The following is a 10,326-nucleotide window of genomic DNA, read 5'->3' on the forward strand; positions in this document are numbered from 1 at the left end:
CCGGATGGTTCCGTGCTACAACCTGATCCCTATTGCTCCTCCACAACCCCACAGGCCACTCGAGCGCCCGCGTCGCCACTCGTCAGTGACTCCTGATCCGGACCATAGCCGTTGTAGCGTTCCGGCACATTGGCGTGATTGTCTGCCGCAGCGTGGACGATCACAGAGGCGCCCTCGGCGGCGAGCAGGTCCTCGGGAACCAGTCGATCACTGACCACGCTCAGCCACCCGGTGCCGTCCTCGTTGACCAGAAGATTGGGCAGGTCACCGGCATGGTCGGGGTGATCCACGGGTGCCGGTTCCTGGAGCGGGTCCTCCTCGGAGAGGTCATCGAGGTCGGGCTCGGTGGACTCGGGGGCTTCCTCACCCTCGACGACGCCGGCATCGCCCTCCGCGTTCCCCACCAGATGCCCGCCGGAGGACTCGAAGTCTCCCACCACGCCGGTCTCGGAGGTGGACTGCGGCTCGCAGACCCCGTTCTCGTGGATCGCGATGCCACGGAAACCGGACTGAAGGTCATGGACCTCCGCCTCGATCAGCACTCCGTCCTCCCTCTCGGTGAAGCTCACGGTGCCGATGCCGTTCTGCGCCATATCGGTCATCTCGGCGGTGGCGAAGGGCTCCTCGTCGGCCGCCGCGTCGCCGTCGTCGTCTCCGGCCTCGTCGCCCGCCTGCTCGGCGTCCTCGTCAACCTGGGCAGCGTCGTCCTCGTTCTGCGCGGCGGGCTCGGACTCGGCGGAGTCTCCACATCCGCTCAGTGCCAGAGCCGCGATCAGCGCAATCCCGGTCCAGGGCAGCACGGTCCGGCGCGAGGAGGAACTGACACGTGGAATGCTCATGACCGCACAGCTTACCGGGAGCGTCTCTCCCCCACGAGTCGGTGGCAGGCACGCGCGGTCGGCTCAGGCGTGGGTGTGGGTCTCGCTGGCGGCGATGCCGCGGGTCTCCAGCTGGAACGTCGAGTGCTCCACGGAGAGATCGAAATGCTCGGCCACGCAGGATTTGAGCCGGCTGAGCGTCTCGGGGGCACAGCCATCCTTGAAGCACTCGTCATCGACTACGACATGGGCGGAGATGACAGGCAGACCGGTGGCCACCGTCGAGGCATGCAGATCGTGGACCTCCTGGACGTGGTCCTGGGCGAGCATATGCCGCCGCACCTGCTCGAGGTCGAGTCCACGCGGCGTGAATTCCAGGAGGACGCGGGCGCTCTCGCGCAGCAGCAGCGCCGCCCGCGGCACGATGAGCGCGGCGATGACAAGCGCTGCGACAGCGTCAGCCTGTTGCCATCCTGTGGTCCAGATGACGACGGCGGCGACCATGACTCCCAGCGATCCCAGCGCGTCGGCGGCGACCTCCAAGAACGCCGCGCGCATGTTCAGATTCGCGCTGCGTCCGCCGGAGAGCACGAGCAGCGACACGATGTTGCCCAGCAGTCCCACTGCGCCGAAGAGCAGCAGCTCCTGATGCATGACGGTGGGCGGGGAGCTGAGCCGTGCGATGCCTTCCACCGCGGCATAGATGCCGATGCCCAACAGCAGGGCGGCCTGGGCCAGACCGCCGAGGATCTCCACGCGACGGAAGCCCCAGGTGCGCTGCGCGGTGGCGGCGCGGAACATCAGCGATGCCGCGATGAGCGCGACCACCAGGCCGATGCTGTCGGTGAGCGAATGCACGGCATCAGTGAGCAGGGCCAGAGAACCTGTCAGCCAGGCCCCGGTGGCCTGCGCCACCACGATTCCCACGGTGATCGCGCAGGCGATCGCCAGCCGGCGTCGGTGCGAGCCTCCGCCGTCGGCGGGCGCGGCGGATGAACCGCCATGGTCATGAGAATGCATCGTGGAACCATTCTCCTGCGTCGGGCACCGATCTCCTAAGCTGCGAGTCGAAGTGAGTTGCGTTCTCATCAGCCTGCCTGCGCGGGCCCCGCTTGCAGTCCGGGAGGGCATGGACCCGGCGGAGGCACTGAAGGCGGTGACGCTGAACCCGGCCGAGGTCCTCGGGGTCTCGGACCGCATCGGCTCGCTGGAGCCGGGGAAGGATGCAGACCTCGCACTCTGGTCCGGGGACCCGCTGGACACCCGCAACCGAGTGCTGCGCACGTGGATCGACGGGGAACAGGTCTACACCCACGCGGAGGATTAGACCGACGCCTTCCCGGCGAACCCGGTCTGCGTTCGGGGGTCCGGCCCTGGTGGGGTCCGGTCTCAGGTGTTTGACTGGGCGCATGACTGAACCAGTTTCTGCATCCGAGTCCGAACAGCCCCTCTCCCCGTCGGGCTGCACCGTCGGAACCCATGCGAACATCTCCGGCGACGTCCAGGGAGTCTCCTTCCGCGCGGCCGCGAAGACCGAGGCAGACGACCTGGGCCTGGTCGGCTGGGTGTGCAACACCGAATCCGGGGGTGTCGAGCTCCTCGTCGGAGGCGCGGGCCCCGCCGTGGACTCATTGCTGCGCTGGGCCGAGGAGGGTCCCGAATCGGCCCAGGTCACCGAGGTCACGCAGCGCGAAGCCACCTCCGAGGAGCTTGCCTCGCTCCCGCGCAGCGGCTTCGAGATTCGCCGCTGAGACAGGTTTCGGTTGCCCCGTGAGATAGTCCTGCTACGGTCGAAGGACAGCTTGCAACGGCCCCCATCTCGTGACCGACGTCCCTCGAGGGGCGTGGAGTGGGCCGACGAGCGATGAATACCGGATCCATACGAAACCAGAGACATCCCTCAAGAAACGCACGAAAGGTCTGCATTTGACGACGACTGTCACCAGAAATTCACGCACCCGGCACGACACCGCACCCGCCGACGCAGTGGACCGCTACCCCACCCGTGGTGAGACCGGCCCCGCCGTGCTCACCCGCGAAGATCCCGTGGTCCACGGCTCCGAACAGGACGGCCCGCTGGACGGCGGACAGCTCCGCTCCTTCGAGGACAAGGGCTACCTGACCATCGATCAGCTCATCAGCGGCGATGAGCTGGAGCTGTTCAGGAACGAGCTCAAGCGACTGGCCGAGGATCCCGAGGTCAAGAAGGACCATCGCACCATCGTCGAGGCCAAGTCCGATGAGGTGCGCTCCGTCTTCGACATCCACAGGACCAACGAGATCTTTGCCAAGATCGCCCATGACCCGCGTGTGGTCGAGCGCGCCCGCCAGATCCTCGGCTCGGATGTCTACATCCACCAGAGCCGCATCAACTACAAGCCGAGCTTCACCGGCAAGGACTTCACCTGGCACTCCGACTTCGAGACATGGCACGCCGAGGACGGCATGCCAGGTCCGCGCGCGGTGTCGATCTCCATCTCGCTGACGGACAACTATTCCTTCAACGGTCCGCTGATGATCATGCCCGGGTCGCATAAGCACTACATCAGTGCCGTGGGCGCCACACCGGACGACAACCACGAGCAGTCCCTGGTGATGCAGGGGGCCGGCGTGCCGGACAAGGCCACGCTGACCGAGTTCGCCGACCGATTCGGCATCGACGTCCTCGAAGGGCCCGCAGGCGGTGCCATCATGTTCGACAGCAACTGCATGCACGCCTCCAACGGGAACGTGACCCCCTACTCCCGGTCCAATGTCTTCATCGTCTACAACTCGGTCGAGAACCTCACGGAGGAGGAGCCCTTCGCGGCTTCCAAACCCCGCCCGGAGCACCTGGGCAGCCGAGACTTCACTCCCGCCGGGAGCTGATCGACTCTCCACGTCACACAGAACGGCCCTGGGTCCTTGGACCCAGGGCCGTTTCTGCGTTCTGCCCCGCGCTCGGTCAGCGGGCCTCGGGCTTCGCTGAATCGGGCATCGCGAGCCCGAGCTCTGGCGGAAGCGCGCGGGGCTCGCCGAGCACATGCTCGGAGAGGAAGCCGAAGACCACCTGATACCAAAGCTTCGCGTGCTGCGGCTTGAGCACCCAATGATTCTCCGAGGGGAAATAGAGGAAACGGTGGGGGGTCTGCCCGTCGGCATCGGCGGGAAGCCCTGAGTTCGCCAGCAGCTCGTACCAGAGCCGCAGCCCCTCCCCGATCGGCACCCGGTAGTCCTTGTCCCCGTGGATGACCAGCATCGGCGTGACGATCTTCTCCACGTGGTGATGCGGAGAGTGCTCGGCCGCCATCGTCTCATCGAGTTCGTGGCGCCAGTAGAAGGCCATATCCGTGGTGGGGCTGAACTGGTCCAGTGCCCAGAGCGAGGCATGGGTGACGATCGCCGAGAACCGATCAGTCTGTCCGGCGATCCAGTTCGCCATGTACCCGCCGAAGGATCCGCCCATCGCCGCGGTCCGGGTGGCGTCGATGTCTTCGCGAGCTTCGGCGGCGTCGGTGATCGCCATGAGATCCGTGAAGGGGTGCCCGCCCCAGGAGTTCCAGCCGCGCTGGACGAAGTCCTGGCCGTATCCGGTGGACAGCGCAGGGTCCGGCAGCAGGACCGCATAGCCCTGTTCGACCATCAGCCACGGGTTCCACCGCCAGGTCCACGCGTTCCAGGAGTTCAACGGGCCGCCGTGGACCCACAGCAGCAGCGGAGCGGGCTGATCTGCGGAGGCTTCGCCGGGAAGCGCGAGCCAGGCGCGCACGGGGGCCCCGTCGGTCCCGGTGCTCTGCACCTCTGTGAGCCTGCCGGGCAGCTCGGGGCGCGGAGCGGGATTCTGGAGGCGCCTGGTCTCCCCGCTGTCCAGATCGATCGAGACCACCTCTTCGGGGTGGGCATAGCTGGAGCGCACCCCGTAGGCGGTCCTGCCCTGAGGGGCGGCGAGGACCGCGGAGTAGGCGGCATCCTCGGTGGTCACTTGGCGCACGGCGCCGGTCTGCGCCGAGACCTCGAAGACCGGGCCACGGCCTCCCTGGTCCGCCAGTGCGAGCAGCCCTGAGCCGTCCGAAAGCCAGGCGGCAGGGGTCAGCCACAGATCCGCGTCCCCGCCGAGCCGCTTCAGGTCTCCAGTCTGCAGGTCCATCAGGTGCAGCTGGGGCTGCGGGGCCTGCTCAGGGGTCGGCTGTGCGGAGCGCACGACGGCGGCGCTGCTGGAATCCGGGCTGATCGGCCCGGCGCTGAAGGTATAGCCCGGCTCGTCTGCGATGATCCGGCGTTCTCCGGTGGCGATGTCCACCAGGGCCAGCGCGCTGCGCTGCGATGCGCGCTCCTCCGGGATCGTGATGCTGATCAGCGCGGCCGTGCCGTCCGGACTCAGCTGCACCTCACCGCCGAATCGGGAACCCAGGCCCGCGGTGAGATGGCGCAGGCGCGCCTGCGGCGAGTCAGTGGTGTCGGCTGCGCCGCCGTCGTCGGCCTTGTGCTGCGGTGCTGAGACCGAGGAGTCCAGGGCGAAGAGGCTCGGGCGTCCGGGACCGAGGTCGTGGTCCCAGAATCGAACCGGGTAGCCGGTGTACAGGATCGCGTCCACGGAGGCATCCTTGCGGCCAGCATGCAGCTGGCGCTGCTCCTCCTCAGTGGCGGCGCCGGGCAGCAGTGGCGCGCTGACCAAGGTCAGCTCCGCGTTCTCGGCAGAGTGCACCCGGGTCACGCCACCCGCGCGGCGGAGCACCTCTACGGCTTCGCCGCCGGCTGCCGGGAGCCGGAAGAGCGCCGGGTCCTTCTCCTGCGACTCGACGCCTGGCCGGGCCGAGGTGAAATAGAGGTCTCCCGAAGCGGTGAATACTGGTGATTCCTCCCCCTGCGCACTGTGGGTGAGTCGGCGGGCCGGTGCCGCACCGGTGGGATCGATCTCCCAGAGTGCGCCGACATAGCCGTCCCCGGCAGAGTTGACTGCGGAGACCGTGGTGACCAGACGCGTTCCGTCCGGGCTGAGCGCCAGACCGCTGAGCCGGGGGTGCGTGATGTATTGGTCCAGATCGGAGAAGAGGTCCTCGCTGTGCTGTGTCATGCCCTTGTTCTACCAGCAATCTGCGTTACATGGTTGCATATTACAACTACCGTGTGGCGGGTCGGAGGTAGCCTGGTGAAGTGACTGCGACACCTGAGGACACCGCCCCCAATCAGACTCCCGGGCTGGTGATCGGTCCCGACGGCCTACCTCGCACGCCGTGGGCGCTGGGCAGCGAGATGATGTGCCGGTACTACGACACCGAGTGGGGGCTGCCGATCCGTGAGGAGCGCGGGCTCTTCGAACGGCTGAGCCTGGAGGGCTTCCAGTCCGGCCTGTCCTGGTCGACGATCCTGAGCAAGCGGGAGAACTTCCGAACGGCCTTCGCCGGTTTCGACCCGGAGCTGGTCGCTGAGTTCACCGAGGAGGATGTCCAGCGTCTGCTCACCGATGCCGGCATCATTCGACACCGCGGTAAGATCACCGCGACCATCAACAATGCCCAGGCGACGCTGGCCCTGCGAGCCGATGGCGGACTCTCGGAGCTGATCTGGTCCTTCAAGCCGGCGGAGACCCCCGTGCCGCGGAGGCTCGAGGAGGTGCCCACCCGATCGACGGAGTCTGCGGCGCTGGCGAAGCGCCTGAAAGCCGAAGGGTTCCGCTTCGTCGGCCCGACCACGGCCTTCGCCCTCATGGAGGCCATCGGCATGGTGGACACGCACGTTGTGGGTTCCCACCGTCGTGGCAGTTCAGGAGTCTCCTTCACCAACCAGCCCGCCTGAACCGAGAAGCCTGGCTCAGCGGGGCCGCTGAAGCTCGATCACTCGGTCCATGTCATCGTCCGGCGCGAGACGGTTGCGATCGACCTGCCCACAGGCCGTGCAGCGGTGCAGGAGAAGGAAGCCCTTCTTCCCGGTGTGGTCCACACCCACCGGCTCCATGGGTGCGCCGCAGTCCGCGGCGCGATCGCCCGGGCTGATGTCCACATGTCTGGAGTACAGGCAGCGCGGGCAGTGGTTGCGATAGCTGCCGCCGAGCTGCTTCGGGATCGGGTGCCCGCAGTGGATGCAGTCGAAGCCGGTGTTCTCGGCCTCTCTGCTCATGAGTCTGTGCTGCTCGGATCAGCCTCAGGTGCGGCGAGGACAGGCGTCTCAGCAGAAGCGGCGGCGGGGGCCGCGGGGCTCTCGTGCTGCGCCATCGCCGTGGAGTACATGCAGACCGTTGCGGCGGTGGCGACATTGAGCGACTCCGCGGCGCCGAAGAGCGGGATGGACACCCGCTGATCGGCAAGCTCGCGCTCGGCGTGGGTGAGGCCGTGCGCCTCGTGTCCCAGGAGCCAGAGCGTGGGAGCCGCCGGGCGCTGGACCTCTGGCAGAGAGGTCTCCCCTCGTCCGTCTGCCGCGAGCACCTGGAATCCGCGGGCCCGTGCGGCGTCGACGAGATCCGAGGCTTCGATTCCGGTGAACAGCGGCAGGTGGAAGTGGGATCCTGCGGCGGCCCTGACCACCTTGGGGCTCCAGGGGTCCACCGTGCCGGGGCTGAGAATGATGGCGCCGGCTCCCGCGGCATCGGCGGTGCGGATGATCGTGCCGGCGTTGCCCGGATCCTGCAGACGCAGCATGGAGGCGATCAGCGCCGGAGACTCGCGCTGCGAGAGCTGCTCCAGGAGCGCATCCAGTGCCTCGAGCTTCGAGACTCTGGCCGGGATGCGGCAGACGGCGAGCATGCCCTGAGAGGTCTCGGCATCGCCCATCACGCGCAGCACCTCGGGGGTGGCCTCACGCAGGAAGATCCTGGCCTGTGAGGGCAGCTTGATCTCGGGGTTGAAGAGCACCCCACGCACCCGGTCCAGCAGCGCCAACACATCTGGATGCTTCTCCAGGGCGACGGGGTCGAAGAAGAGGGCGTCCAGCGCCGGGAAGGGCTGCTCGCCCTGCTCCTGCTCCCACTGGCGCAGCCAGACCGTCAGCGCCTCACGCACCGGCTGAGGCCCCTCGGCCAGGAAGAGTCCCTGCTTGGTCCGCGCGGAGCGGCTCGCAAGACCCGCCACGCGGCGCACGCGGTCGGACCGGGGGTTGTCGACGAGCTCGGGGTCAAGGGGCTGAGACATGTCTCTATCTTCTCCTACTGCACGGGGGATGCGGGGGCGGCGCCGAGGTGGACCTCACCGGAGAACCGCCGAGGCACGAAGAAGGCGCCGTCCCCGACAGGAGACGGCGCCTTCTCACGGTGTGCCGGTTCAGACTCGAGCGGCGTTGACATCCTGCGGGAGCGCCTTGCGGGCGGTCTCGACCAGGACGCCGAAGGACTTCGCGTCGTAGACGGCGAGCTCGGCGAGCATGCGACGATCAACCTCGACGCCAGCGGCCTTGAGGCCCTGGATGAAGCGGTTGTAGGTCATGCCGTGCGAGCGGGCAGCAGCATTGATGCGCTGGATCCACAGGCGACGGAAATCGCCCTTGCGCTTCTTGCGGTGCTGGTAGTTGTAGACGTACGAGTGCAGCAGCTGCTCTTTGGCCTTGCGGTAAAGGCGTGAGCGCTGTCCGCGGTAGCCGGAGGCCCTGTCCAGGACCTTGCGGCGCTTCTTATGGCCATTGACGGCCCTCTTCACACGTGCCACGTGATATCTCCTTGAGTCTTAAAGTCTTCGGTGATGAAAGTGCTGAGGCTCAGATGCCCAGCATCCGCTTGATGCGCTTCTCGTCAGCCTTGGTGACCAGGTGATCTCCGGCCAGGCGGCGCTTCAGGCGTGAAGACTTGTGCTCCAGGTAGTGGCGACGGTTGGCCTGCTGGCGCTTGATCTTGCCAGAACCGGTCAGCTTGAACCGCTTCTTGGCCCCGCTGTGGGTCTTCATCTTCGGCATGGTGCCGTTCTCCTTATGTCGTTCGGACCTGCAACGCCTGTGCTCTGCCATGAATGGGTCAGGCCCGTTCGCGGCCGCGGCGGCGCAGAGGTGGGTCCTCGTGCGTGGCAGTGCTGCCAAGCAGCGCCTGGAAGTCCACGCGTGGGACCCCTTTTATAGTGGCGGAGACGACGACGTCGAGACGTCGGGTCACGCACCAGCGCACCAGTCTACGTCATGAGACCGGTGCGCAGGTTCACCGCGATGGTGAAGCTCTGGCTAGAGGTTCTTCAGCTCATCCGGCAGGTAGTCGGCCATGGAGTTCGAGAGCGGCGCAGCGTCCTTCTTCTCCGTGGGAAGTCGCTCGGCGTTCTTCCGCGCACGACGGTCGTTCTTGGGCGTCGGCTGCTCGGCCTCGGCATCTTCTGCGACCGGCTCCTGGTTCTTGGCCTGGTTCTTCGCCGCAGCCTTGGCCTCTGCCTTGGTCTTCAGCGGTCCGACGACCATCACCATGTGGCGGCCGTCCTGGCGCGGGGAAGACTCCACGGCGCCCAGATCGGCGACGTCCTGCGAGAAGCGCTGGAGCAGTCGAACACCCATCTCCGGGCGCTGCTGCTCGCGACCGCGGAACTGGATCATCGCCTTGACCTTGTCGCCTGCCTCAAGGAAGCGGCGAGCATGTCCGACCTTGGTGTTGTAGTCGTGGTCATCGATCTTGAGCCGGAAGCGGACCTCCTTGAGCACCGTGGTGCTCTGATTCTTCCGGGATTCGCGGGCCTTGACGGCAGCCTCGTACTTGTACTTGCCGAAATCCATCAGCTTGCAGACGGGAGGTTTGGCCTGCGGCGCGACCTCAACCAGATCCAGATCAGACTCAGTGGCGAGCCGGAGGGCGTCTTCGATGCGAACGACTCCCACCTGCTCCCCCTGGGGGCCGACGAGGCGGACTTCTGGTACGCGGATGCGTTCGTTGATGCGTGGTTCGCTGATCTGTCTAGCTCCTGTGTATGAGGAATTCGGTGAATGGGGAGTTCTCGGCGGATGCGCTGTGCGGACTCTTATGAGCCCGTATGACGCCTCTTTGCGCGTTTAGCGCGGCCGAAGAGACTGTGACAAGCTTACCAGCATGCAGAGTGAGCAGAGTAACCGCGCCGAGGGCGCAGAGAACGGTCATGGCCACGATATGGGCCAGGCCCACGACCACGGCTCAGAGCACGGATCCGATTCGTCGATGGCCCAGGCGGTCAATCAGCAGTCACGCGACATCGCTGAGGTTCCCGCCGTAGAGCTCATCAACACCGTTGCGGTGCACCTGATGAGCGCCGCCGCCGTGAAGCTCGGCCTGGCCGATGATCCTCATGCCGACGAGCTCAAGGACCTCGATGAGGCCCGCAAGCTGATCACCTCCCTCGCCGGATTGATCACCGCAGCCGCTCCCGAGGTGGGGTCGACCCACGCCGCACCGCTGCGCGATGGTCTGCGCTCGCTCCAGCTGGCCTTCCGCGAAGAGTCCTCCGTCCCGGACGCCCCGGGCAAGGGCCCGGGCGAGAAGTGGACCGGCCCGGTCAACTGAGGATCAGGGGCCTAACGCCAACAGGGCCGGACCCGCACCACGAGGCATCAGACCTCGTTGACGTCGCTCTATGAGAGCCCGATGAGAGGCGCATGAGAG

At 66.7% G+C, this 10,326-nt stretch carries 14 protein-coding genes; 5 read left to right on the forward strand and 9 right to left on the reverse strand.

Going from position 1 to position 10,326, the window contains the following annotated elements:
- Positions 1–29: 29 nt before the first annotated feature.
- Both IY716_RS05020 and IY716_RS05025 read right to left on the reverse strand, forming a co-directional pair.
- Positions 30–839, reverse strand: coding sequence for a superoxide dismutase family protein (locus tag IY716_RS05020; RefSeq protein WP_218220479.1), 810 nt, complete (start codon positions 837–839; stop codon positions 30–32).
- Positions 840–902: 63 nt separating this feature from the next.
- Positions 903–1,838 (reverse strand): cation diffusion facilitator family transporter, encoded by a 936-nt coding sequence (locus IY716_RS05025; RefSeq protein ID WP_218220480.1) that lies wholly within the window; start codon positions 1,836–1,838, stop codon positions 903–905.
- 52 nt (positions 1,839–1,890) lie between these two features.
- On the opposite strand from IY716_RS05025, the gene IY716_RS05030 reads away from it, so the two are divergent.
- From IY716_RS05030 to thpD, 3 genes are all read left to right on the forward strand, one after another.
- On the forward strand, positions 1,891–2,145 hold the full coding sequence (locus IY716_RS05030) for an amidohydrolase family protein (protein ID WP_369699594.1): 255 nt from the start codon (positions 1,891–1,893) through the stop codon (positions 2,143–2,145).
- A gap of 82 nt (positions 2,146–2,227) precedes the next feature.
- A complete protein-coding gene (locus IY716_RS05035) occupies positions 2,228–2,569 on the forward strand; it encodes an acylphosphatase (protein ID WP_218220481.1) in 342 nt (113 codons plus the stop codon).
- 175 nt (positions 2,570–2,744) lie between these two features.
- Entirely contained in the window at positions 2,745–3,686 is a 942-nt protein-coding gene (gene thpD / locus IY716_RS05040) for an ectoine hydroxylase (protein ID WP_255316432.1), read from the forward strand.
- Positions 3,687–3,762: 76 nt separating this feature from the next.
- Here the strand turns inward: thpD and IY716_RS05045 are convergent, their stop codons facing one another.
- Entirely contained in the window at positions 3,763–5,871 is a 2,109-nt protein-coding gene (locus tag IY716_RS05045; protein WP_218220482.1) for an alpha/beta fold hydrolase, read from the reverse strand.
- A gap of 80 nt (positions 5,872–5,951) precedes the next feature.
- Between IY716_RS05045 and IY716_RS05050 the strand changes: the two genes are divergently transcribed.
- Positions 5,952–6,593, forward strand: coding sequence for a DNA-3-methyladenine glycosylase I (locus tag IY716_RS05050; RefSeq protein WP_369699595.1), 642 nt, complete (start codon positions 5,952–5,954; stop codon positions 6,591–6,593).
- Positions 6,594–6,608: 15 nt separating this feature from the next.
- Here IY716_RS05050 and IY716_RS05055 read toward each other — a convergent pair whose 3' ends face one another.
- The 6 genes from IY716_RS05055 to infC form a co-directional block, all read right to left on the reverse strand.
- On the reverse strand, positions 6,609–6,914 hold the full coding sequence (locus IY716_RS05055) for an RNHCP domain-containing protein (protein ID WP_218220483.1): 306 nt from the start codon (positions 6,912–6,914) through the stop codon (positions 6,609–6,611).
- Positions 6,911–7,921 (reverse strand): RNA methyltransferase, encoded by a 1,011-nt coding sequence (locus tag IY716_RS05060; RefSeq protein ID WP_218220484.1) that lies wholly within the window; start codon positions 7,919–7,921, stop codon positions 6,911–6,913. Before IY716_RS05060 ends, IY716_RS05055 begins: the two co-directional genes overlap by 4 nt.
- Positions 7,922–8,050: 129 nt before the next feature.
- Positions 8,051–8,431: a 50S ribosomal protein L20 gene (gene rplT, locus IY716_RS05065; RefSeq protein ID WP_192591000.1), complete on the reverse strand. Its 381-nt coding sequence runs from the start codon at positions 8,429–8,431 to the stop codon at positions 8,051–8,053.
- 49 nt (positions 8,432–8,480) lie between these two features.
- Positions 8,481–8,675, reverse strand: coding sequence for a 50S ribosomal protein L35 (gene rpmI / locus IY716_RS05070; RefSeq protein WP_218220485.1), 195 nt, complete (start codon positions 8,673–8,675; stop codon positions 8,481–8,483).
- Between the two features lie 58 nt (positions 8,676–8,733).
- Positions 8,734–8,868 (reverse strand): hypothetical protein, encoded by a 135-nt coding sequence (locus IY716_RS13705; protein WP_255316433.1) that lies wholly within the window; start codon positions 8,866–8,868, stop codon positions 8,734–8,736.
- Between the two features lie 65 nt (positions 8,869–8,933).
- Complete coding sequence (gene infC / locus IY716_RS05075; RefSeq protein ID WP_218221412.1) at positions 8,934–9,644, reverse strand: translation initiation factor IF-3; 711 nt, start codon at positions 9,642–9,644, stop codon at positions 8,934–8,936.
- 193 nt (positions 9,645–9,837) lie between these two features.
- Here infC and IY716_RS05080 point away from each other — a divergent pair, with 193 nt between their 5' ends.
- Positions 9,838–10,227, forward strand: coding sequence for a DUF1844 domain-containing protein (locus tag IY716_RS05080; protein WP_218221413.1), 390 nt, complete (start codon positions 9,838–9,840; stop codon positions 10,225–10,227).
- Positions 10,228–10,326 lie beyond the last annotated feature (99 nt).

Source organism: Nesterenkonia sp. Act20 (genome assembly GCF_019173455.1).
Lineage (GTDB): Bacteria > Actinomycetota > Actinomycetes > Actinomycetales > Micrococcaceae > Nesterenkonia.

Excerpts from the sequence above, each read along its gene's own strand:
- rpmI (WP_218220485.1), bottom strand. The coding sequence starts at position 8,675 with ATGCCGAAGATGAAGACCCACAGCGGGGCCAAGAAGCGGTTCAAGCTG.
- IY716_RS05045 (WP_218220482.1), bottom strand. The coding sequence starts at position 5,871 with ATGACACAGCACAGCGAGGACCTCTTCTCCGATCTGGACCAATACATC.
- IY716_RS05060 (WP_218220484.1), bottom strand. The coding sequence starts at position 7,921 with ATGTCTCAGCCCCTTGACCCCGAGCTCGTCGACAACCCCCGGTCCGAC.
- IY716_RS05025 (WP_218220480.1), bottom strand. The coding sequence starts at position 1,838 with ATGCATTCTCATGACCATGGCGGTTCATCCGCCGCGCCCGCCGACGGC.
- IY716_RS05035 (WP_218220481.1), top strand. The coding sequence starts at position 2,228 with ATGACTGAACCAGTTTCTGCATCCGAGTCCGAACAGCCCCTCTCCCCG.
- IY716_RS05055 (WP_218220483.1), bottom strand. The coding sequence starts at position 6,914 with ATGAGCAGAGAGGCCGAGAACACCGGCTTCGACTGCATCCACTGCGGG.
- IY716_RS05020 (WP_218220479.1), bottom strand. The coding sequence starts at position 839 with ATGAGCATTCCACGTGTCAGTTCCTCCTCGCGCCGGACCGTGCTGCCC.
- IY716_RS05080 (WP_218221413.1), top strand. The coding sequence starts at position 9,838 with ATGGGCCAGGCCCACGACCACGGCTCAGAGCACGGATCCGATTCGTCG.